Source organism: Saccharothrix sp. CB00851 (assembly GCF_001905065.1).
Classification (GTDB): Bacteria; Actinomycetota; Actinomycetes; order Mycobacteriales; family Pseudonocardiaceae; genus Actinosynnema.
Window position 1 is genome coordinate 33,199 of the sequence record NZ_LWLC01000002.1, and the last position, 22,197, is coordinate 55,395.

At 72.0% G+C, this 22,197-nt stretch carries 17 protein-coding genes and 1 riboswitch; of the genes, 4 read left to right on the top strand and 13 right to left on the bottom strand.

Features of this window, described 5'->3' with window-relative positions; translation table 11 throughout:
* Positions 1-152: 152 nt before the first annotated feature.
* From A6A25_RS04405 to lanKC, 4 genes are all read right to left on the bottom strand, one after another.
* On the bottom strand, positions 153-1,931 hold the full coding sequence (locus A6A25_RS04405; RefSeq protein ID WP_083667948.1) for an ABC transporter ATP-binding protein: 1,779 nt from the start codon (positions 1,929-1,931) through the stop codon (positions 153-155).
* Entirely contained in the window at positions 1,931-3,523 is a 1,593-nt protein-coding gene (locus tag A6A25_RS04410) for an ABC transporter ATP-binding protein (protein WP_073886462.1), read from the bottom strand. The genes A6A25_RS04405 and A6A25_RS04410 overlap by 1 nt, the downstream gene beginning before the upstream one ends.
* 136 nt (positions 3,524-3,659) lie before the next feature.
* Positions 3,660-3,824 carry a SapB/AmfS family lanthipeptide gene (locus A6A25_RS42770; RefSeq protein WP_106614967.1) on the bottom strand — a complete coding sequence of 55 codons (165 nt, stop codon included), beginning with the start codon at positions 3,822-3,824 and terminating at the stop codon, positions 3,660-3,662.
* A gap of 34 nt (positions 3,825-3,858) precedes the next feature.
* Positions 3,859-6,387: a class III lanthionine synthetase LanKC gene (lanKC, locus tag A6A25_RS04415; RefSeq protein WP_073886463.1), complete on the bottom strand. Its 2,529-nt coding sequence runs from the start codon at positions 6,385-6,387 to the stop codon at positions 3,859-3,861.
* Positions 6,388-6,885: 498 nt separating this feature from the next.
* On the opposite strand from lanKC, the gene A6A25_RS04420 reads away from it, so the two are divergent.
* Positions 6,886-7,464 carry a hypothetical protein gene (locus A6A25_RS04420; RefSeq protein WP_083667950.1) on the top strand — a complete coding sequence of 193 codons (579 nt, stop codon included), beginning with the start codon at positions 6,886-6,888 and terminating at the stop codon, positions 7,462-7,464.
* 159 nt (positions 7,465-7,623) lie between these two features.
* Here the strand turns inward: A6A25_RS04420 and A6A25_RS04425 are convergent, their stop codons facing one another.
* The 6 genes from A6A25_RS04425 to A6A25_RS04450 all read right to left on the bottom strand — a co-directional run bounded on the left by A6A25_RS04425 (position 7,624) and on the right by A6A25_RS04450 (position 13,889).
* Positions 7,624-9,051, bottom strand: coding sequence for an acyl-CoA carboxylase subunit beta (locus tag A6A25_RS04425; RefSeq protein ID WP_073886464.1), 1,428 nt, complete (start codon positions 9,049-9,051; stop codon positions 7,624-7,626).
* A 37-nt stretch (positions 9,052-9,088) separates the two neighbouring features.
* Positions 9,089-10,324 carry a beta-ketoacyl-[acyl-carrier-protein] synthase family protein gene (locus A6A25_RS04430; RefSeq protein ID WP_073886465.1) on the bottom strand — a complete coding sequence of 412 codons (1,236 nt, stop codon included), beginning with the start codon at positions 10,322-10,324 and terminating at the stop codon, positions 9,089-9,091.
* Positions 10,321-10,560 carry an acyl carrier protein gene (locus A6A25_RS04435; RefSeq protein ID WP_053720023.1) on the bottom strand — a complete coding sequence of 80 codons (240 nt, stop codon included), beginning with the start codon at positions 10,558-10,560 and terminating at the stop codon, positions 10,321-10,323. Before A6A25_RS04435 ends, A6A25_RS04430 begins: the two co-directional genes overlap by 4 nt.
* 61 nt (positions 10,561-10,621) lie before the next feature.
* Entirely contained in the window at positions 10,622-11,599 is a 978-nt protein-coding gene (locus A6A25_RS04440; protein ID WP_073886466.1) for a beta-ketoacyl-ACP synthase III, read from the bottom strand.
* Positions 11,596-12,540 (bottom strand): ACP S-malonyltransferase, encoded by a 945-nt coding sequence (locus A6A25_RS04445; RefSeq protein WP_274534290.1) that lies wholly within the window; start codon positions 12,538-12,540, stop codon positions 11,596-11,598. Before A6A25_RS04445 ends, A6A25_RS04440 begins: the two co-directional genes overlap by 4 nt.
* A gap of 173 nt (positions 12,541-12,713) precedes the next feature.
* The gene (locus tag A6A25_RS04450; RefSeq protein ID WP_073886467.1) at positions 12,714-13,889 is read right to left on the bottom strand and encodes a PucR family transcriptional regulator; all 1,176 of its coding nucleotides are present in this window, start codon (positions 13,887-13,889) and stop codon (positions 12,714-12,716) included.
* Positions 13,890-14,006: 117 nt separating this feature from the next.
* On the opposite strand from A6A25_RS04450, the gene A6A25_RS04455 reads away from it, so the two are divergent.
* Both A6A25_RS04455 and A6A25_RS04460 read left to right on the top strand, forming a co-directional pair.
* A complete protein-coding gene (locus tag A6A25_RS04455; protein WP_241828498.1) occupies positions 14,007-15,518 on the top strand; it encodes an alpha/beta fold hydrolase in 1,512 nt (503 codons plus the stop codon).
* 208 nt (positions 15,519-15,726) lie between these two features.
* On the top strand, positions 15,727-16,545 hold the full coding sequence (locus tag A6A25_RS04460; protein WP_073886469.1) for a mechanosensitive ion channel family protein: 819 nt from the start codon (positions 15,727-15,729) through the stop codon (positions 16,543-16,545).
* Between the two features lie 87 nt (positions 16,546-16,632).
* On the opposite strand, the gene A6A25_RS04465 is transcribed toward A6A25_RS04460, so the two are convergent.
* The gene (locus A6A25_RS04465) at positions 16,633-17,880 is read right to left on the bottom strand and encodes a phytase (RefSeq protein WP_083667952.1); all 1,248 of its coding nucleotides are present in this window, start codon (positions 17,878-17,880) and stop codon (positions 16,633-16,635) included.
* A 143-nt stretch (positions 17,881-18,023) separates the two neighbouring features.
* Positions 18,024-18,147, top strand: a riboswitch (FMN riboswitch).
* Between the two features lie 49 nt (positions 18,148-18,196).
* Between A6A25_RS04465 and pnuC the strand changes: the two genes are divergently transcribed.
* Complete coding sequence (pnuC, locus tag A6A25_RS04470) at positions 18,197-18,829, top strand: nicotinamide riboside transporter PnuC (protein WP_073886629.1); 633 nt, start codon at positions 18,197-18,199, stop codon at positions 18,827-18,829.
* Here the strand turns inward: pnuC and A6A25_RS04475 are convergent.
* Together A6A25_RS04475 and A6A25_RS04480 are read right to left on the bottom strand one after the other, a co-directional pair.
* Entirely contained in the window at positions 18,826-20,046 is a 1,221-nt protein-coding gene (locus A6A25_RS04475; RefSeq protein WP_158073679.1) for an extracellular solute-binding protein, read from the bottom strand. The two genes, pnuC and A6A25_RS04475, sit on opposite strands and share 4 nt — an antisense overlap.
* Before the next feature lie 10 nt (positions 20,047-20,056).
* On the bottom strand, positions 20,057-22,066 hold the full coding sequence (locus A6A25_RS04480) for a substrate-binding domain-containing protein (RefSeq protein ID WP_073886471.1): 2,010 nt from the start codon (positions 22,064-22,066) through the stop codon (positions 20,057-20,059).
* Positions 22,067-22,197 lie beyond the last annotated feature (131 nt).

Below are 22,197 nucleotides of genomic sequence, written 5' to 3' on the forward strand. Positions count from 1 at the left end.
GGCGTCGGTGGTTACTTCCGGCTCGATTTGACATGGGGCCCTTACGGGCACTCCAGGCAGGCCAAAGCCGGCAGGCCCGGCGGGGAAAAGCGTCCCGCCAGGCCTGCCGGCTTCGACCAGCCTAAAGCACCCGAACCCATGTCAAATCGAGCCTAGGCGGTGGCGCTGCGGGTCCGATGTGGCGCGGCAGGGGCCGGTGGGGGACTGAGAGTTTGCGAGCCTCGGTGGGCTGGCTGCGGGTCCGTTGTGGGCTCGTGCCAGGCGGCCATCAGGTCCCGGTAGAGCGGGGAGGTGGCGAGGAGGTCCTGGTGGTTGCCCATTAGGGGTTGGCCGCCGTCCATGAGGAGGACCAGGTCTGCTCTCAGTGCGGAGGAGAGGCGGTGGGCGATGACGATCAGGGTGCCGTTGCGGGTGGCGAAGGCTTGTTCCACCAGGGCTTCGGCGGCGGGGTCGAGGGCGGAGGTTGCCTCGTCGAGGATGACGACGTCGGCGGGGGAGGCGTAGACGCGGGTGGCGGCGAGGAGTTGGGCTTCGCCGGCGGAGAGGCCGTTGCCGGAGTGGCCCAGGGTGGAGGAGAGGCCGCCGAGGCGGGTGATCAGGTCGGTGGCGCCGACGGCGGCTGCGGCCTCCAGTAGTGCGGTGTCGGAGGCTTTGGGGGCGAGTAGTGCGAGGTTCTCCCGGATTGTGCCGGTGAACAGGTAGGTCTCTTGGGGGACCAGGGCGATGCGTTGGTGGCGGAGTTCCGGGGTCACCGATCGGATTGGCACGTGGCCGAAGCGGACGTGGCCGGATTGTGGTTCGACCAGGCCTGTGATCAGGCCGGCCAGGGTGGACTTGCCGATGCCGCTCGGGCCCACCACGGCGAGGTGGGAGCCTTCCGGTAGGACGAGGTCAAGGGAACGCACGACTGGTTCGGCGGTGGGGCTCCAGCCGAAGGTCACGTGGTTCAGTTCGACTTCGAAGCCGTCGGGTGTGGCGTCGCCGGTCGGTGGCTGGATGGGTGGGGCGGCTTCGGCCAGGCGGCGCAGTGCCACGACGAGGCGCAGGACGATGGTGCTGGTCGTGTCCGCCAGGCGGCGCAGGGCGGGTTGGACGCTGGTGCTCAGGTAGACCACGGCGCCGAGCACCTCGCCGACCGTCAACGTGCCCGCGCGCACCATTCCCGGGGCCATGAGCAGCAACAGCACCAGTGGTGCGAAGCCGCCCAGAGCGATCACGACGCCGCGCAGCGCGGTGGCGAAGGCCATCCGAACGGTCGCTGATGCTTGTCGGTCGACCTGGGTCATCACGTCGTGCAGGGCGTGCCCGGTGCCGTTGACGGCGGTCACGTCGCGGATGCCGAGGAACACGGTGCCGGCTACCGAAGCGGCTTGTTCGTCGGCCATCACGAGGCGTCGTTGGCCGCGGGCCAGGGAGGGCAGGAGCAGGCCGAACAGCACCAGTGCGGCGACCACCGGCAAAATCACCAGCCATGCCAGCGAAGACACCGTGGCGGCCAGGCCGATCAGGGCGGCGACGGTGGTGACGAGCAGGGCTCGGGCCTGGACCAGGACGCCGGCGGTGGCGTCGCGGACCACTTCGACGTGACGGGTGATGCGGGCGACGGCACTGGCGTCCGGTTGGCGGGTCTGCGAGCCGGCGTGCAGCACGCCGCGCACGACTTGGCGCACCAACGCGTCCCGCAGCGGCTCGACCACGGCGCCCAGTCGTCGGAACACCTGGCGCAGGCCGAAGCCGCCGAGGACGGCGACGGCGGCGAACACGAGCAGCCAGCCGACGCCGACCCACGGGCGGCCGGTGGCGAAGCCCTGGTCCACGGCCAGGCCGACCAGTCGGCCGGACAGGAGCGCGGGCACGCCTTCCAGCACCGACCAGCCGAGCAGGACCACGATGCCGCGCCGCTGGTCGCGCAACGCCCGCAGGTAGGTCATCAGCCGAACACCGCCCGGTAGTCGTCGTCGTGCCAGAGGTCGGCGTGCGGTCCCACCGCCCGGATTCGACCGTCGTCCAGCCAGACGACGACGTCGGCACGGCGGGCGGTCGCGGCGCGGTGGGTGACGACCACCCTGGTCCGGCCGGGCAGCGCCGACTCGACCGCACGCTCCACAGTGGACTCGGTGACCATGTCGAGGCTGGCCGTGGCGTCGTCCAGCACGAGGACGGCCGGGTCGCGGACGAACGCCCTGGCCAGGCCGAGTCGTTGGGCCTCGCCGCCGGACATCGGCGCGGTGGCCATCGGTGTGTCGTAGCCCTCGGGCAGGCGCACCACCACGTCGTGCACCTGGGCGGCGCGGCAGGCGGCTTCGACGTCGGTTCGGTGCGGGTCGGTGCCGTAGCGGACGGCGTCGGCGACGGTGGTGCCGACCAGCGCGGGCCGTTCGAACGCGTAACCGACGGATCCGCCGCGCCGAACCTCACCCGAGGTCGGCCTGGTCAGGCCGCCGATCACCGAGGCGAGCGCGGACTTGCCCGAGCCGGACCGGCCGACCACGGCGACGAAGGTGCCGGCGGGGATGGCGAGGTCGACGTCGTGCAGCGCGTCGGGCACGATCACGCCGGTCAGCACGACCTCGCCGGTGCCGGCGGAGGCGGGAGGTTCGCGCTGGGGCAGGGGCGCTTCCAGTACTTCCTGCAGCCTTCGTGCGGAGGCGCGGGCCCGTTGCAAGGCGGTGAGCAGGGCGGTTTGGCCGACCACGGTCATGCCCAGGGCGACGTAGCCGAGGGCGGCGAGCACGTCGCCGACGCTGAGGCGGCCCGCGACCACGCCGAAGCCCGCGGCGGTCAGGACGGCCAGTTCCACGGCGGGCAGCAGGAGGCCGGCGCGCCAGATCATCCGGGCTTGCGTGCGCCACATGCCGACACCGGCGGCGGTCAGGCGGGGGAGCGGGCGCAGGACGCGTTCGGCTTCCTGGTCGGCACGGCCGGAGGCGGCGATGGTGCGCAGACCGCCGACGGCGTCCACCAGTCGTGCGGACAACTCGCCGGAGACCTCTTGGTAGGTGGCGACGTCGGCGGCGGTCAGGCGCAGGTGCGAGCGCACCAGGAGCGCGGCCAGCGGGACGCTCAGCAGGAACACCACGGCGAGTCGCCAGTCCAGCAGTGCCAGCGCGATGATCGCGCCCGCCGCCGTGAGCACGGAGATGCCGAGGTTCACCGCGAGCACCGCGACGCCGCCCGCGATCGCGCTGTCGCCGGTCAACCTGCTCACCGCGTCACCGGCCTCAAACCGCGCCGGGTGGCCCAGCGCCAGCAAGTGCGCGGTCAGCCGGTGGCGTAGCCACGCCGCTCCCCGTGCGGTGATCGCCGCCGCCAGCACCACGCCGATCGCGTCGCCGAGCACCTCCACGCCCGCGAGCCCGACCAGCCACCACACGGTGCCCGCGTCCAGCCGCCCGGCCAGCGCCATGTCCACGGCGGAAGCGAGGGCGGTGGGCAGGAGCAGCCCGGCGGCGGTGGCGGGCAGGGCGTTCAACGCCAGCAGCAGCCACCGGAGATCACGCCGGATGACGCCGGACAGCACCACGGTCTCCGAACTCCTAGGTCGATCGCCGGGGGCGGGCGCATGATGGGTCCGCGACGCCGGAGGCGGCGCACCGCGAGAAGCCGGGTGAGCGGCGCACTTCCACTGCGCCGCTCACCCGGACCCGCGAGGGGATTCGTCAGCAGAGGATCAGGCTGACGGTGGAGTGGCTGCACGGGAGCAGCAGGGACGCGTTGGAGGCGGTCGTGCTGCCGCCGCCACCGCCGCTGCTGCCACCGGTCGCCATCGCGTTCGACTGGGCCTCGGGGGTCTCGAGGTCCTGCAGGTCGAGGATGAAGTCCATCGTGACTCCTCAATATCGGGGGAAAGGGGTACTGCTACCGGTCCGCGAGGGCCGGGGCTGAGAGGAACGGCAACACGGGTGTGCCGTCCAGGGCGGTGCCGAGCGCCAGCAGCACGCCCGCGCCGCCGGTGTCGACGTCCATCGAGAGCCGCCGCAACTGGATGCCGGGGAACGCCAGGCCCTCCTGGTAGGGCACGGCGTGCCAGGACAGTGCGGCCAGGTGCCGGTCGATCGCCTGCCGCGGGCCGTTCGCGTGGGCGAGGGTGGCCAGCAGACCGGCCCGGCCGAGCATCAGCGCCGGTTGGATCACGAACTCGCCGGTCGTGCCGCCGATCAGCTCCGGGAGCCGTTCGACGACCGGGAGGTCGGGCGCGGCCAGGCGGAACTCGTTGAGCACGAGGGCGATGCCCGCGCTGCCGACACCGACGTACGGCAGGGTGCGGAAGTTGCCGTCGCGGACCTGCGTCGAGCCGTCCAACGCGGTCATCGTCTCGGCCAGGTCCCGTTCCAGGGCGCGCACGCCGGCGTCGAGCCAGCGGCGCTCGGCGGTGTGCTGGAACAGCCGCAGGAACAGCAGCGCCGGGCCCGACCAGCCGTGCTCGAAACCCGCACGCGCCTTCGGGCCGGGCGGCTCGGCGTCCGCGAGCGCGGTGACGAGCCGTTCGCCCAGTTCCAGCGCCTGGACGGCGTAGGTGTCGTCGTCACGCGTGCCGGCGAAGTGCAGCAGGTTCAGCCCGATGCCCGCCAGGCCCGTGCTCAGGCCGTGGTCACGGGTGTCCGGCACCACCTGCGCGTAGGAGCGGACCAGTTCCTCGGCCAGGTCGTGGTGGCCGAAGTTCTCCAGCACGTGCGCGATGCCGTGCGCGCCGGTGAAGAACCCGGGTTCCTTGGGCGGGTCGCGGCGCACCGCGTCCAGCAGCCACTGCTCGTGCTCGGGGTAGCGGCCCATGCCGGTCACGTCCAACGCGTGCAGCACACCCGCCGCGCCGTAGCCGAACCCCGCGCCACCGACCTCGAACTGCTCGACGTCGCCGGGGAACAACCGGTCCGCGCGGTGGGGCGTGGCGCTGGCCAGGATGCCCGCCGCGATGGACTTGCGGACCACCTGCCAGTCCGGTTCGGGCACGTCCAGCGCGGTGGCCGTGTAAGCCGGTGCGTCACGCCGCGTCAGGACTTCCAGGATCTTCGCGCAGTACTCGTCGGACAGGCCGAACCGCCGTTGGATGAAGTCCACGTGCGAGCGCAGCTTCGACGGCGCCAGGTCGATCACGGCGTTGAGCGGCAGGAAGACGTAGAGGCGCACGGCGGCCAGCGCGTGCTCGTCGATCTCGAAGCCGGTGCGGTCGGGCGGCGCCTGGAAGCCCGGCGAGCCGAGCGTGGGCTTGCCGTTCTCCTCGACGGCGAACGCCAGCTCGAAGTCGATCAGCGACACCGCGTCCTCGTCGTCCACCAGGATGTTGAGCGGGTGCAGGTCGCAGAACACCACACCGCGCTCGTGCACCGCGTGCACGATCCGCTCGACCTCGGCGACCAGCCGCAACGCCCGCTCGGTGTAAGCGGTGATCGCCTCGTCGGTGACCTCGTGGTGGGTCAGCGGGTAGTTGTTGCCCAGCCACTGGCCGAGCGGGCGGCCCGACACCCGGGACATGGCCACGAACTCGTGCTCCCACGCGGTGAAGTGCTCGAAGACCTCGGGTACGCCGGGCACACCGGCCACCTTGCTCAGCATCGCGTGCTCGCGGCGCAGCCGGGCCACCGCGTCGACGTTCTCGCGGTCCAGCCCGGCGTGCGGTCTGGCCTCCTTGAGCACGACCGGTCTGTCGTCGGCCTTGCGGACCGCCTCGTACACGCCGCCGCCGTTGGAGAAGTGCAGCGACTGCACCACCCGGTACGGGAACGCGTCGGCGTCACCGGCGCGGCGGGCGGCCAGGTGCTGCTCCAGGCACGCGGGCAGCTTCACCCAGTCCGGCACCCAGAACGTCGGCTTGCGCTGGTCGGGCACGAGCGCGCCGTCCGGGCCCTCGATGGCCAGCACGCGCTTGCCGTCCTGTTCCAGCCACTGCTCGATGAACCCGCCATAGCGGACGAACAGCGGGCCGGCGCCGTAGCGGAGGTCGCTGAGGATGTACGCGCCCGACTGGCCTTTGAGGATCTCGGACAACTCGACGAGGGTCGATTCCAGTTCCGCCTCGTCGGCCGGGTAGATCGTGATGAGTTTGCCGCTGCCCTCGCGTGGCGCGTACTTCGAGTTGCGGGCCAGCACGATCGACTGCGTGCGCAGGTATTTGAACGGGATCCGGCGCGCGATCAGGTACTCGTAGGAGTTCAGCAGCACCTCGCCCGCGTTCAGCACGGTGGCCGAGACGTGCACCTTCCAGCCCTGCTTGGGCAGCACCACGCCGTCCGGGTGGACGTGTCGCCAGATGTTGCGGTCGCCCTGCGTCCAGCCTTCCGGCAACGCGGGCAGCACCTGCGAGAAATCGTCTTCGGCGGTTTCCGCGTGGCTTTGCACGTCGTAGAACAGACGGTCCGCGAAGCAGTAGGCCTCATAGCGGAGGTCCACGGGTTTTCGCCTCCTTGCGACTTTTCCGACCGGCATATTCCCGCACGGCAAGGCCAGGTGAGCCAATCCACCATTTCGGGGGTGTTGACGTCCATTCGTGGGTATGAGCGTTCCTCGGATCTGTACTGAAGGTGGCTATTAGGTGTTCAGGAATCACCCGATCGCGAGGTTTAGCTGCACGGAAGAGCGGAGAGGGCTGGCCTGGCGGCACTAAACGAAACGCGATCGTTCTTCGCGTTCGGCCGTCATCACCTGCGGTTTCAGGATGTTTCCGCTGAATTGCGGGCTTGGTCACGGAACGTGTTCCGGGAGTCGTCCGGGGCGTCGGGTGCGCTTTTCATCGTGGTGAACCCCGAAATCTCGGGAAAGTGTGTCCCGGTAGGTGGGGGAGCCATTGTGGGTAGCTATATCGGTTCGGTTAAACCGCACTGAGCGGGTTGCCGGCTCGGCCGTCCGGGTGATTACCCGCGCGTACGGGCGCTGTGGCACGCTCCTGGGGTGTCCGCACGTCTGCTGCTGCCCGCCGTGCTCCTGGTCGCCGCCGCCACCGCGGGCGTCGGCGTGCTGGCGCGTGAGGTCTACCAGCGGCCCGCCGTGGCCCAGGGCGACCAGGTCGCCGCTCCCGGCTCGGGGCCGTCGAGTTCGGTCCCGCGCAGCGCGCAGCCGGGCAGCGGCACCGTGCAGCTGAGCGTCGACGCGGCACAGCACCCCGACGGCCAACGCGTGCGGGAGGTGCTGCAGCAGTTCTTCGACGCGATCAACGGCCACGACTACGAGCAGTGGGCCAAGACCGTGACCGCGCACCGGGTCGGCCAGACGCCGAGGTCGAGGTGGGTGTCGGACTACGAGAGCTCGCGGGACGGGTCGATCCTGGTGCACCGGATCGAGTCGGTCTCCCAGACCAGGCTGCGGGTGCTGATGACGTTCACCAGCACGCAGGACGTCGCCAAGGCACCGGCCGAGCTCCAGGCCGACTGCATCCACTGGCGCGTGGTCTACCCGCTGCAGGAGGAACGGGGCGCGCTCCGCGTCGACCTGGGCACCGAGGGCTCGACCTCCCAGTTCACCGCCTGCTGACCGCGCCGAACGCAGGACTCTCGCGCGAGTCCTACGTTCAGGTCGCGTGTGTCCTACGTTCAGGACCGGTGAGTTCAACGCTCGGAACACGGCGGTGGGGTCGCCCCCCGACGGAACGACCCCACCCATGACGCCCGCCCCCCTGCGGCGGGATGTTCCCTACAGCGGGATGTTGCCGTGCGCGCCCCGACCCGCCGGCGCCGCCGCGAGGGCCTCCGCCAGCTTGCGCCGCGTCTTCGTCGGCTCGACCACCTCGTCCACCACGCCGATCGCGATGGCCCGCTCCACACCACCCGCGATGCGCTCGTGCTCCTCGACGAGCTTGGCGTGCAACGCCTCCCGCTCCTCGTCCGGCACGGCCGCCAGCTTCTTGCGGTGCAGGATGCCGACCGCGGCCTTGGCGCCCATCACGGCCACCTCGGCGATCGGCCACGCGAACACCGCCGTGGCGCCCAGCGAACGCGAGTTCATCGCGATGTACGCACCGCCGTACGACTTGCGCGTCACCAACGTCACCCGCGGCACGACGGCTTCACCGAACGCGTGCAGCAGCTTCGCGCCGCGCCGCACCACGCCGTCCCACTCCTGGCCGACACCCGGCAGGTACCCCGGCACGTCCACCAGCACCAGCAGCGGCACGCCGAACGCGTCGCACATCCGCACGAACCGCGCCGCCTTCTCCGCCGACAGCGAGTCCAGGCACCCGCCCTTGCGGATCGGGTTGTTCGCGATCACGCCGACCGTGCGCCCACCGAGCCGACCGAGCCCGACCACGACGTTCGGCGCCCACTTGGCCTGCAACTCCTCGAACGACTCGTCGTCCAGGATCGCCCGCACCAGAGGCTTCACGTCGTAGGCCCGCTGCGGCTGCTCCGGCAGCAACGCCCGCAGGTCGTCGCCGTCGGGCACCGAGTGCAGGTCGAACACACCCGGCTGGGCGAACAGCCCGGTGATCCGCCGCGCGCGCTGGTAGGCGTCCGGCTCGTCGTCCGCGATCACGTGCACCACACCGGACTTGCGCCCGTGCGCCTCCGCACCGCCGAGGCCGTCCATGTCGATCTGCTCGCCGGTCACCGACCGGACCACGTCCGGCCCGGTCACGAAGACCTTGCCGGCCGGGGCCATGATCACCACGTCGGTCAGCGCCGGGCCGTACGCGCCACCGCCCGCCGCCGGACCGACCACCACGGAGATCTGCGGCACCCGGCCGGACGCCCGGATCATCGCGGCGAACATCTGGCCCATGCCGTCCAGCGACTCCACGCCCTCCGGCAGCCGCGCGCCGCCGGAGTGCCAGACGCCGATCACCGGCGTGCGCTCGCGCACGGCGGTGTCGATCGCCTCCACGATGTGCCTGCACCCCTCGGAACCCAGCGCGCCGCCCATGCGCGTGGCGTCGCTGCAGTAGGCGACGACCTTCGCGCCGTTGATCCGGCCGCGCACGGCGAACATGCCGCTGCCGTCACGGGGCCGCAGCGGCGCGACGGACCCGGGGTCGAGCAGTTGCGCGAGCCGGACCTCCGGGTCACGCGGATCGGTTTCGCCGTCCGCACCCGGGTTCGCCGGTCGGGACGCAAGGGCAGTCATCGAGAAGCTCCTCGTGAGACGGTCTGGCCCAAGGCGATCAGGCTGAGGTGAAGACGAGCGAGACGTTGTGCCCGCCGAACCCGAACGAGTTGTTGACCGCGGCGATCAGGTCGATCTTGCGCGGTTCGCCGGTGACGACCTCCAGCTGCACCTTCGGGTCCTGGTTCGCCAGGTTCAGCGTCGGCGGCACGACGCCGTCGCGCACCGACAGCAGCGTGGTGATCGCTTCCACCGCGCCCGAGGCGCCGAGCAGGTGGCCGTGGTTGCCCTTGGGCGCGGTCAGCACCGGGTGGTCGCCGATCGCCCGGCGCACGGCCTGCGGCTCGATCACGTCGCCCACCGGGGTGGACGTCGCGTGGCAGTTGACGTGGCCGATGTCGGCCGGGTCGATGCCCGCCATCCGGACCGCCTTGGCGATGGCCCGGGACTGGCCGATGCCCTCCGGGTCGGCCGCGGTGATGTGGTGGCCGTCGGAGCTGGTGCCGATGCCCGCGAGCTTGCCGTAGATCCGGGCGCCGCGGGCGCGGGCGAAGTCCCCGCGTTCCAGCACCATGACCCCGGCGCCCTCGCCGAGCACGAACCCGTCCCGGTCGACGTCGAACGGGCGCGAGGCGCGTTCGGGGTCGTCGTTGCGGGTGCTCATGGTCCGGGCCTGGATGAAGCCCGCCATGGTGATGGTGGTGATGCACGCTTCCGCGCCACCGGCCACGACCACGTCCGCCTCGCCGGCCTTCAGCATCCGGTACGCCCAGGCCAGCGCCTCGGCGCCGGACGCGCAGGCCGACACCGGCGCGTGCACGCCCGCGCGTGCCTTCAGGTCGAGGCCGACGTGCGCGGCGGGGCCGTTGGGCATGAGCATCGGCACGGTCAGCGGCGAGACCTTGCGCAGGCCGGACGCCTCGATCAGGTCGTCCTGGTCCAGCAGCGTCATCGCGCCGCCGATGCCGGTGCCGATCACGACGCCGAGCATCTCGGGGTCGACGTCGTCGGCGCTCAACCCGGCGTCCGCCCACGCCTGGCGGGCGGCGACCACCGCGACCTGCTCGCAGCGGTCCAGCCGGCGGGCCTCGACGCGCGGCAGCACCTCGGTCGGCTCGACCGCGAGCGGCGCGCCGATCTTCACCGGCAGCTCGAAGCGCTCCACGAAGTCGGCCGTCAGCGTCCGAACACCGCTGCGGCCGGCCAGGAGGGCGTCCCAGGTGGAGGCGACATCGCCACCGAGCGGGGTGGTGGCACCCAGCCCGGTGACGACGACGTCGTTGCTACTGGTCATGCGTTGCTGGCGATGTAGTTGACCGCATCGCCCACGGTCTTGAGGTTGGCCAGCTCGTCGTCCGGGATCTTCACGCCGAACTTGTCCTCGGCCTGCACGGCGATCTCCACCATGGACAGCGAGTCGATGTCCAGGTCGTCCACAAAGGACTTGTCAGCCGTCACGTCGGCCGCCTCGACACCGGCGACCTCCTCGACGATCTCGGCGAGCCCCTTCTGGATGTCCTCGTTGCTCACTGAAAATCCCTTCCTTCTTGCTTCGCCGGCTGGTTGGTCCCACCGGAGTCTCGAATTGCGGTCACGGCAGCCGGACGACCTGTCCCGCGTAGGACAGGCCGGCTCCGAAGCCGACGAGCAGCGCCACGTCACCGCTGCGCACCTCTCCCGCCGCGCGCATGTGGTCCAGCGCGAGGGGGATCGAAGCGGACGAGGTGTTGCCGGAGTCCACGATGTCACGTGCGATCACGAGGTCTTCACGCGCACCCTTGGCGCGCAAGCGCTTCGCGATGGCCTCGACGATGCGCAGGTTCGCCTGGTGCGGCACGAAGACGTCCACATCGGACACCTCCAGGCCGGCGAGCTCGATCGCCTTGAGCGCGATCGGCGCGATCTGCGTGGTCGCCCAGCGGAAGACCGACTGACCCTCCTGGAAGATGAACGACTCCCGGTCCCTGACGTGGATCATGTCCACCAGGTCGCCCGCGCTGCCCCACGCCACCGGGCCGATGCCCGGCTCGTCGGCCGGACCGACCACCGCGGCGCCCGCGCCGTCGGCGAAGATGATCGCGGTGGAGCGGTCGTCGGCGTCGACCCAGTCGGTCAGCTTCTCCGCGCCGATGACCAGCACGTACTTCGCCGTGCCCGCGCGGACCAGGTCCGAGGCGGTGCCGAGGGCGTAGCAGAAGCCCGCGCACGCGGCGTTCAGGTCGAACGCGGGCGCGCCCTTGACCCCGATCCGGTCGGCGACCTGCGCCGCCGCGTTGGGGATCTGGGACGGCATGGTGCAGGTGGCCACCAGGACCGCGCCGATGTCCGTCGGCGCGAGCCCGGCGTCGGCCACGGCCTTCGCGCCCGCCTCGATCGCCATGTCCACCAGCAGCTCGTCCGGCTTGGCCACGCGGCGGTTGACGATGCCGACCCGGTCGCGGATCCACTCGTCGGAGGTGTCCATGCGCAGGCTCAGGTCGTGGTTGCTGACGATCGTCTCGGGCTGGTAGCTGCCCAGGCCGAGGACGCGGGTGCCGGCGGGGCCCGCGGGCAGGGAGAAGGCGCTCACTCGGCCACCTCCGCGGCGTTGATCATCTCGACGACCTGGTCGAGCTGGTCGGGGGTCTTGAGGCCCAAGGTGGGTGTGCCCTTCAGTTCGCGCTTGGCCAGGCCGGTCAGCGCGCCCGCGGGCGGCAGTTCGACCACCGCGGTCACGCCGTGCGCGGCCAGGGTTGCCTGGCAGGCGTCCCACCGCACGGGGCGGGTCACCTGGGAGATCAGTCGGCTCAGCACCTCGTCGCCCGCGGACACGACCGCGCCGTCGGCGTTGGACAGCAGCGGCAGCGCGGCGTCCTTCACCACGATCCCGGCGGCACGGGCGCGCAGCGCGTCCTCGGCGGGCGCCATGAACCGGGTGTGGAACGCGCCCGCGACCTTCAGCGTGCGGATCTTCGCCCGCTCGGGCGGCGCCTCGACCAGTGCGGCCAGCGCGTCCAGCGGGCCCGCGGCCACGATCTGGCCCGCGCCGTTGCGGTTCGCGCCGACCAGGCCGAGCTCGTCCAGCCGGGCCAGCACCACGTCCTCCTCGCCGCCGAGCACCGCGGCCATGCCGGTCGGCGTCAACGCGCACGCGTCGGCCATCTCGGCGCCGCGCACGGCGGCCAGCGCCACGGCGTCGTCGGTGCTCAGCACGCCCGCGATCGCGGCGGCGGCCAGTTCGCCGACGGAGTGACCGCCGACGATCGTGTCGGCGGGCAGCTCGATCCGGCGGCGCAGCTCCTCGTAGGCCAGCAGGGCGAGTGCGACCACCAGCGGCTGGGTGACGGCGGTGTCCTTGATCTCGTCCGCGTCCGCGGTGGTGCCCAGCCGGGCCAGGTCGAGACCGGTCGCCTCGGACCACGCGGCGACGCGCTCGGCGGCCCCCTCGACGTCGAGCCAGGGGGTCAGCATGCCGGGTGTCTGGGACCCCTGTCCGGGGGCTAGGAGCGCGATCACCCGCTCACTGAACACGGTCGCGGCGGGTTCCGGTGATGTCGCCACAGACGAAACCCGAGACGTTGCGTTGTAGGGTCTCTACAAATGTGACTCGGAGATGAACGTAGAACGACGTCGCGTGTTGTCGATCCCGGCCCAAATCGGACATGCGTCGTGCGTCACACCCAGGCGGGCGTCCTCCGAGCGGGTCACCACAGGCCGCGGGCGCGGGCCAGTCTCCCCACGGAGAGCGCCACCCGCAGCACCAGAGCGTCACGGGGGTCGTTCGCGTTGCGCCCGGTGAGCTCGGTGGCGCGCTTGAGCCGGTAGCGGACCGTGTTGGGGTGCACGAACAGCTTTCGCGCGCACGCCTCCAGCACGCCGCCCACTTCCAGGAACGCGTCCACGGTCTCCAGCAGCGAGCCGCCCGCGTCCTCCAGCGGCCTGGCCACCCGGTCCACCAGCTGCCACTCGGCCTCCGGGTCACCGGCCAGCGCCCGCTCCGGCAGCAGGTCCAGCGACCGCACCGGCCGGGGCGCGGCGGGCCACCCCACCACCGCGCGCAACCCCGACAGCGCGTCGCTCGCGCTGCGGTGCGCCTCGGCCAGGCTCGTCACGGTCGGACCGGCCACCACCGCGCCCGGCCCGAACGCGTCGGACATCCGGACCAGCGACTCGCCCCGTTCCGTCTCACCGCCCAGCACCACGACCAGCCGCGAGCCCTGCACGCTCAGCAGCACCGGCCGGCCGACCCTGGCCGCCCGGCTGCGCACCTCGAACACCACCGCGGGCGGGTCGTCCGACGGCGGGTTGCCCACCAGCACGGTGGCCTCCGCCGCCGGGTCCCAGCCCAGCGCCGTGGCCCGCGACAGCAACGACTCCTCCGCGTCGCCACGCACGATGCCGTCCACGACGAGCGCCTCCAGCCGGGCGTCCCACGCGCCGCGCGCCTCGGCCGCCGCCGCGTACGACGTGGCCGCGGAGAACGCGATCTCCCGCCCGTACCGCAGCACACCTTCGGTCAGCAGCGCGCGCTCGGCCTCGTTCTCGGCCAGCTTCGGCAGCAGTTGCTCGAACAGCTCCAGCGCGATCCGCACCAGCTCCACGGTCTGCCGCAGGCTCACCCAGCGCGAGATGTCCTTGGGCGCGGACCGGAACGCCTCGGCGGTCAGCCGGATGGCCTGCTGCGGGTCGTGCAGCCAGGACACGAACCCGGCCACGCCGTTCTGGATCAGCAGCAACACGCCCGCCCGCTGGTCGGCGGGCATCCGCCGGAACCACGGCAGCCGCTCCTCCATCTCGGCCACGCTCGCCGCGGCCAGGTCGCCCGACGCCCGTTGCAGCGTTCGCAAGGTGGCCCGCGACAACGCGGTTGAGCTGGTCATACCCCACACGATCGCACGGGCCGCCCAGGGCGACACCAACGAGTGACTAGCCCTGACGCTCCGCGCCGATCGCCCTACGGTCGGTGGCGTTCTGACCGGCTCGCCTGGGAGGGTCTCGTGCGCAGGTACATGTCAGTCGGCCTGGCGGTCACCGCCGTGCTGGCGACGGCGGTCGCGCCGTCGTTCGGAGCGGCGAGCGGTGATCCGCTGGCCGAGTTCCACACGCAGCAGCTCACCTGGACGCCGTGCAAGCAGTCGCTGGAGTGCGCGGAACTGGTGCTGCCACTGGACTACGCACGTCCCACCGCCGACCGGATATCGCTGGTCATCAGCCGCAAGAAGGCCACCGAACCGGAGCGCAGGCGCGGCATCCTGGTGCTCAACCCCGGCGGGCCGGGCGGTTCGGGCCTCGGCATGCCGTCGTTCCTGGCGAACAGCGAGGTGGCGAAGGTCTACGACCTGATCGGGTTCGACCCGCGCGGCGTCGGCGGTTCGACCGCGCTGACCTGCCGCACGGTCCCGGAACTGGCCACGGCCGACACCCGACCGGCTGATTCCGAGTTCCCGAAGTGGGCCGCCGAGGCGCAGGCCGCCGAGGACGCGTGCCACTCCGCGGCGGGCGGCATCCGGCCGTTCATCAACACCGCCAACACCGCGCGCGACCTCGACGTGGTGCGGGCCGTGCTGCGCGAGGAGAAGCTCAACTACCTGGGCTACTCCTACGGCACGTACCTGGGCGCGGTGTACGGCAGCCTGTTCCCGACCCGGTTGGACCGCAGCGTGCTCGACTCGGCCGTGCACCCGGAGTGGATCTGGCGCGAGCAGTTCCGGGCGCAGGCGGTGGCCTACCGGCGCAACGTCGAGGCGTGGTCGGTGTGGGTCGCCGAGCGCCACGACCGGTTCCAGCTCGGCGCGACCCCCGAAGCGGTGATGGCCACCGTGGAGTCGGTCGCCACGGCGTTGGCCGTGAAACCGGTGGGCGACGCGACCCGCACCCGCTTCGACGCCGCCGTCGGCGTCGGCGCCCGTTACCGTCCACTGTGGTCGGACCTCGCGGTGGCGGTGGCGCGGCTGCAGGCGGGCTCGCCGTCCGACGCGGGCGCGCTGATGTCCGGCGAGGCGGAGGACGAGCTGGTCTCGGGCGTGTTCAACACGGTGACGTGCGAGGTCGACTGGCCGACCGACCTGGAGACCTACTACGAGGACATGCGGGTCTTCCGCGACCGCTACCCGTACGGCTTCGGCGTCCTGCGCGCGGCGCCGACGACGTGCGCGTTCCGCAGCTTCGACCTGCCCGAGGCCGCGGTGGCGCTCAAGCGCGACGGTTACCCCGTGGGGGTGATCGTGCAGGCCGAGGGCGACACCCAGACCCAGTACGAGAGCGGCCCGGCCATGGCGGAACGGCTCGGGCACAACCTGGTCTCGGTGCGGGACGAGGGCAAGCACGGCCTCTACGGCAGCGGCAACGAGTGCGTGGACCGGGCCGTCAACCGGTACCTGGTCAACGGCGTGCTGCCGCCCAGCAGTTCGAACTGCCCCGGCGACCCGAGGCCCGAGGTGGACCAGGAGACCTCGGCCGAGCACGTGCGGGCCTACCTGGCGAGCCGGGGCCTGTCCGCCCAGTTCTGACCGGTGTCGAAGACCCCCGACGCGAAAACGCCCGGCGCGAGAACCTCGCGCCGGGCGTTTCCCTCTCCCCGGTCCCCACCGGTGATTCCACTCTGGACTGCCGACGCGAGAACCGCCACGTCAGTCACCCTTTCGTGCCACCACTTCAGGTTGCCGGGTGATGCGGGCCGAGAAACGATCTCGGCAAGCGAAACGAAGGAGGGTCGTCGTGGGTACCCAGATCACAGAAGGACTCGGGCAGGCGTGGACCATGGTGGCCACGTTCCTGCCGAAGCTCCTCGGCTTCCTGGTCGTCCTGCTCATCGGCTGGATCATCGCCAAGGCGCTGAGCAAGGCCGTCGGGTTCCTGCTCAAGCGGGTGGGCTTCGACCGGCTGGTCGAGCGCTCCGGCCTGGGCGGCGCGATGTCGAAGTCCCCGGTCGACGCCTCCAACCTGATCGTGAAGCTCGTCTACTACTTCGTGCTGCTGATCGCGCTGCAGCTCGCGTTCGGCGTGTTCGGCACCGGCAACGCGGTGAGCGTCCTGCTCAACGACGTCATCGCGTACCTGCCGCGCATCGTCGTGGCGATCATCCTGGTGCTGGTGGCCGCCGCGATCGGCAAGGCGCTCAGCGGCCTGGTCACCGGCGCGCTGGGCAACCGGCCGTACACGCGGATCCTCGGCGGCATCACGTACGGCTTCATCGTCGCGCTCGGTGTCATCGCCGCGCTCAACCAGCTCGGCATCGCCGTCGCGGTCACCATGCCGGTCCTGATCACCGTGCTGGCCACGATCGCCGGCGTGATCGTGATCGGCGTCGGCGGCGGCCTGGTCCGCCCGATGCAGCAGCGCTGGGAGGGCTGGCTCAACCGCATCCAGGAGGAGTCGGCGCACATCACGCCCGCGCCGCGCCAGTCCCAGGACACCATGATCAGCCGGGCGCAGGAGCCGGTGTCGGCGGCGACCCGGGCGACCAGGCAGGCGCAGGTGGACCCGCCGACCCCGCCCGCCGGCATGCAGATGCCCCCGCGCACCGACGGGCCCTGACAACGTCCCGACGACTCCCTCCGCAGCACGCCGACAGGCCCCCGACCCGTGCTCACGGGGTCGGGGGCCTGTCGGCGTGCTCACCGGTCAGTCCAGCTCGTCCAGCACGTCTTCCCAGCTCACGTACGCGAAGCCGGTGGTGTCCAGGTCGCCGACGGCGGGGGTGCGCTCGCCGTCGTGCACGACCAGCAGGCCCTCCGGGTAGTTCCGGCCGAGGTCGGCGGTCACCAGGTGCGCGCCGTCGGAGTGCTCGACCGAGTCGTTGCCCCGGCCCGCGGCCACCACGAACTCGCCGACGTGGGCGTTGCGGCCGGTGCGCTCGTAGGCCACGAACCGCGAGTCGCCCTGGCTGGACGCGATCAGGTACCCGTCACCGACGGCCAGGCCCTCGGCGTCGGCGGTCAGGTGCCTGCCGCCGAAACCGGGGTCGGCGCCCGACACCGAGCACTCCTCGGTCTCCGGGTCGTAGCTCTGCGGTACCCCGAACGAGCGAACCTTGTCGATCAGCACGGGCGTGCCGAACCCGGTCGCGCGCAGCGGCACGCGCCAGATGCCGACGTCCTCCTGCGCCGCGTACAGCACGCCGTGCTCGGAGTCGACGACCATGCCCTCCAGCTGCGGGCGTTCGCCCGGCTCACCGCACGGCGTCCAGGTCGTGCCGTCCGGCAGCGGGAACGACGACGGCAGGTCCAGCGTGCCTACGACCGCCGTGCCGACCGAACCGGCCGGACCGGGCGTCACGCGCAGCAGCGCCACCCTGGTCTCGTTGCGCCGGTTCGTCACGACCACCGGCGTGCGGCCGACGTACCCGGCCGCCAGTCCGTAGGCCGTGTGCTGGTCGTCCACCTCCTCCTCCGACGAGGAGAACACCGGCCGCGCGCCGGGGTCGGTCACGTCCCGCACGACCGCCGCGCCCGCCGCCGCACCGCGCCCGTCGAGCTCGTAGACCCGGATCCGGTCCCGGCCCCGGTCGCTGACGAACGCGAGGTCGCGCGACCGCCCGCCGACCCGCACCCTGCTGAGCACGTCGACGTTGTTGAACCGGCCCGGCTTGGCCTCGGGCGTCGGCGGCGCGGGCGCCGGGTAGGTGCCCAGGGTCCGGCCGGCCAGGTCGAACGCGGCCAGCCCGCCCTCCTTCAGCGTGCCGAGCACCACGCTCTGCCGCGCCGACCGCGGGTGCACCCAGATCGCCGGGTCGTCGGCGTCGGCGTTGGCCGGTGACCCGGACGCGTCGTCGACGAACGCCCGGGTCTGGGTGACCGGCACGACCTCGTCCGGCCCGGGGGAGGAGGCGATGAGCAGCGGCACCACCGCGGCCATGAGCAGGATTCGCATTCGGCGGAAGCTACCGACCGCCGGTGTACCGGGGCTGAAGTCGAGATGACCACGAGGGCGCGGGTTCTCGGATCGTGCGGACTGTGGCGTCGATCACCTCAGGAACAGTTCCGCGCGCGATGATGTTCCGACGCGATGAGAGACATGCGCTCCGGGGCTCGGTGGAAATCCGAACCGGCGGTGACAGCCCGCGACCCGCCCACCAGGGCGGTTGACCCGGTGGGATTCCGGGGCCGACGGTGAAAGTCCGGATGGGAGGCGCGCGTGCCGTTGTCCTGCGCTGCCCCGGAAACGCCTGTCGGGGATGGAGGACGCGGTGCACGTCTTGATGGAGCAGGGCTTCACGGTGTTCGGGCAGAAGGTGTCCTGGGCGGAGTTCATCGGCCAGGTCTTCGCGCTCGTGGTGGTGTACCTGGCGCAGAAGCGCTCGCTGTGGACCTGGCCCGTGCAGTTGGTCTCGGTCGCGCTGCTGTTCGTGGTGTACGTGTCCGCGCAGCTCGGCGGCACGGCCGCGCGCCAGGTGGTGATCGCGCTGATCACGCTCTACGGCTGGTGGGCGTGGACGCGTCGGCGTGACCCGGTGTTCGGCGTGGTCGTCCGCAAGGGCACCGCGAAGGAACGCCTCGCCGTGGTGACGGCGTTCGTCCTCGGCACGGTCGGGTTCGCGCTGCTGCTGGACGCGCTGGACGCCTCGTGGGCGCCGTGGCCCGACGCCGCGATCTTCGTCGGCACCGTGCTCGCCTTCACCCTCCAGGGCTTCGGCCTGGTCGAGTTCTGGCTGGTGTGGCTCGTGGTGGACGCGATCGGCGTGCCGCTGCAGATCCAGTCGGGGCTGTGGTTCAGCGCGGCCGTCTACACCGTCTTCGCCGTCCTGGTGATCCGCGGCTGGATCGACTGGAACCGCGCCGCCAAGGCCACCACCACCCGGGTCGAGGCGGCCACCGCCTAACGGCCGTCCTCCGCCTCCCGCACCCGGTCCGCGAGCGTCCGCATCATCGTCTCGACGGAATCCGGGTTGGCCAGCGCGTGGCGCAGCAGCACCCGCATCACGCTGGCCAACTCGTCGTAGTAGGCCGACGTGGGCCGGGTCCGGGCGGTGAGCACGGCCTCACCCAGCAGCTCCAGCTCCGGTTCCCGGTACAGCGCCTTCAGGCTCGGTGCCCACCCGGCCAGCCGGAACAGCGCGAGCTGCGTGTCCGCCCCGGTGAGGAAGCGGATGAACTCCCGCGCGGTTTGCTGGTGCACCGAGCACCGCGACACGGCCAGGTTCCAGCCGCCGAGCGCGCTGGGACCCGGCAGCGGGACGGCACCCCACTTGCTCCCGCGGACGTTCGACTCCGGCCGGTCCAGCCACGGCCGCACGTACGGCCAGTTCCGCATGAACACCGCGTTGCCGTCCTGGAACGCCCTGCGGCTCTCCTCCTCGCGGTACTCGAAGGCCGCCTGCGGGATCCAGCCGTCCGCGAAACCATCGGCCAGCGCGCGCACGCCCGCCTCCGCGTCCGGCGTGTCCGGGTGCAGGGGGTCGCCGTTGTGGGCCCAGATCGCCTCCATCGCGTTCACCACCACGCCCTCGTGGTTGGCGAACTGGCCCACGTAGCCCGCGATCCCGTACTTCGGGCCGAGCTCGGAGGCGAGCCTTTCCAGGTCGGGCCACGTGCGCGGTGGCTGCTCGTCCTCGGCGGCGAGCAGGTCCGCCCGGTAGTAGAGCAACCCGGCGTCCACGCGCCACGGGACCGCCCACAGCCGGCCGTCGTACCGCGCGGTGCGCACGGCCTCGTCGTGCATGGAGTCCACGTCGAACTCGGCCGGGTCCAGCGGCTCCAGGTAGCCGCCCGCGGCGAAGGCGGCCGTCCACACCACGTCCATGTTCATCACGTCGTAGCACTGCGCGGCGTGCGCGGACGGGTCCGGCACGCCCGCGAGGTCCTGCGACCGGGCCATCAGCTGGGCCCGGTGGATGTCGGTGGCGGGCGACATCTCCTTGAACGTCACCTCCTGCAGCAGGCTGTGCCGCGCGTTCCACTCCGCGACCACCCGCTCGACCTGCCGGTCGGACGACGTGTCGACGCCGTCCACGAACGTGATCGGTCCGACCCCCTCGGTCGCCTCGTCCTCCACCGGACTCGTGCAGGCCGTCAGGAGCAGCACCACGGCTGCGAGCACCCGAACCACGTCACCTACCCCAAATCGACTTCGCGACGCCCTCCAAGGCCCGCTGAGGGCCTTCTGGGCCGTCTGTCTCGTAGCACGCACCCCCACGGGCGTCCGCGGCCTTGAACAGCGCCGTGGACGTCGCGCAGGCGCCGTCGGCGAATCCGACGCCGACTGCCCGGACCGGCCCGCCCGCGTCCGGGTCGACCGGGCCGATCGCCCCGGCGGCCAGCAGCACGACCACATCGGCCTTCCGCCGCACGGCCTCTTGGAGGACGTCACCGGTCAGCGGTACCCGGGTGACCCCGTCGTGCGGGCCGAGCAGGCCCCGCAGGTCGGCGGCCAACTGCTCCGCGCCCGCCGAGCCGTCCGAGGCCAACGCGATCGTCCTCGGTCCCGCCGCCGCGTCCCACGCGGCGCGGACGGCGGTCGCGTCGTCCACGACCACCGGGTCCGCCGGCAGTCCCGCCCTCGGCTTGCCCCGCGAGCCCAGGCCGCCGTTCAGGTCGCGGAAGCCCGCACGCCGGAACGCCGACTGCGCCGGGTCCGCCCGCAGGTGGGCCTCGAACAGGTCCACGACCCGTTGGCGCCGCTCGTTCGGCGGCAGCGAGGTCCACTCCACCGCGACGAACGGGTGGTCCAGGACCACCGAAGGGCCCTGCGGGTACAGCAGGACGCAGTCTTTCTCGCGCTGGACCACGGTCTTCTCCGACGCGACCAGCGCGACGTCACCCGCGCACGGCGTGGCGGTCGTCATCTTCACGGCGGCTTTGTGCAGGCGCAGCGGCGCGTCCGGCGCGTCCACCGCGAGGCCTTTCAAGGCTTCCCTCGCCAGTGCGATCGCGGCGCCGAGCCCTGCGCCGGACGAGGTGTCCACCGCGGCCACCTGCCCGACCTCGCGCCAGTTGAACTCGCGGTCGGGTTGGTCGATGCGCTCGGCGAGCGCCGGTGAGGCGCCCAGCACGATCGGGGACCGGGCGAGCGAGTGCCGGTGATCCAGTCGCACGGCCACGTTCGGGTTCCGGGACAGGGCGTCGGTCACCGCGTCGACCTCGAAGGAGGCGTCCGGCAGCCATACGTGCGGCTCGGTCCCCTGTCCGGTGAAGTCCTCGTCGGCCGCCCAACCGCGCGCCAGCGCCTCGGCGGCGTCCTTGGCCGACGTCCCCCTGGTGACCAGCACGCTGACCCCCTTGCAGCCGTGCGGGTTGAACCGGCGGGAGGCCCGTTCGAAGTCCACCGCCTGCCGGTTGACGACCTCCTCCTTCTCGGCCGAGGTGAGCACGTTGAGCTGCACCGGGGCCGGGCAGGGCGGTACGGCGAGCGGTGTGGCGGCGAACGCGTTCGCCGCACCCGACAGGAGCAGCAGCACGGCCAGCCCGAGCCGCGCCCAGGGCGGCTGCCAGGGTGGCCGCGGCGGGCGGGGTCGCGCGGGCTCCGGTTCCGGGAGCGGGGTCGCGCCGTTCGGCACGTGCAGCCAGGCGTGCCCGTGCACCTCCTTGACGTCCACCCGCACCGAGCGGAACGAGTCCGGGTCCAGCGCCGGGTCGGGCCGCACCACGTCGGTGTAGATCCGGTCGGAGACGATCAGCGCGAACACCGCCGTCGAGCGGTCCAGCGCGTCGCGCAGCGGCGTGGAGTCGAGCAGCCGGAACGCCAGCGTGACGTCGTCGCCGATCACGCCCTCCGGGTCGTACTGCACCTCACCCGCCGTGATCGCCACCCGCAGCCGGATCCGGGCGTCCTCGTTGCGGGTGGCGTTGTACCGGCGCAACTGGCCCAGCAGGGTGTGCGGCACGCCGTCGACCACCCGGCTCTTGGGCACGTCGGGCGGCACGAGCACCAGCACGCCGTCGCCGCGGTCCTCGTGGTCGACCGCGGACCAGTCCAGGCCGTTGTCCACGAACGCCCTCTCCAGCGCCGCGTAGAGGCCGCGCCGGATCTCCTCCTGCGGGACGCGCGGCCGGCCGCTGTACGCGGACACGTCCACGACCAGCACCGTGCGGTGCACCGCGTGCAGCGGTTGCGTCCCCATCCGACCCCTCGTTGGAACGCCGGGTTTGTGGGGCAAGTCTATGGGGTGGATCACATCCGGCAGCGACAAAGCGGAGGATTCCGCTGGTCGGCCGCATTAGTGCGGAAAACGCCTCGGGGGCGGTCGCGACA

Coding starts and splice junctions, on each gene's coding strand:
- A6A25_RS04405 (WP_083667948.1), bottom strand. CDS start 1,931: ATGACCTACCTGCGGGCGTTGCGCGACCAGCGGCGCGGCATCGTGGTC.
- A6A25_RS42770 (WP_106614967.1), bottom strand. CDS start 3,824: ATGGACTTCATCCTCGACCTGCAGGACCTCGAGACCCCCGAGGCCCAG.
- A6A25_RS04425 (WP_073886464.1), bottom strand. CDS start 9,051: ATGACTGCCCTTGCGTCCCGACCGGCGAACCCGGGTGCGGACGGCGAA.
- A6A25_RS04430 (WP_073886465.1), bottom strand. CDS start 10,324: ATGACCAGTAGCAACGACGTCGTCGTCACCGGGCTGGGTGCCACCACC.
- A6A25_RS04450 (WP_073886467.1), bottom strand. CDS start 13,889: ATGACCAGCTCAACCGCGTTGTCGCGGGCCACCTTGCGAACGCTGCAA.
- A6A25_RS04465 (WP_083667952.1), bottom strand. CDS start 17,880: ATGCGAATCCTGCTCATGGCCGCGGTGGTGCCGCTGCTCATCGCCTCC.
- A6A25_RS04480 (WP_073886471.1), bottom strand. CDS start 22,066: ATGGGGACGCAACCGCTGCACGCGGTGCACCGCACGGTGCTGGTCGTG.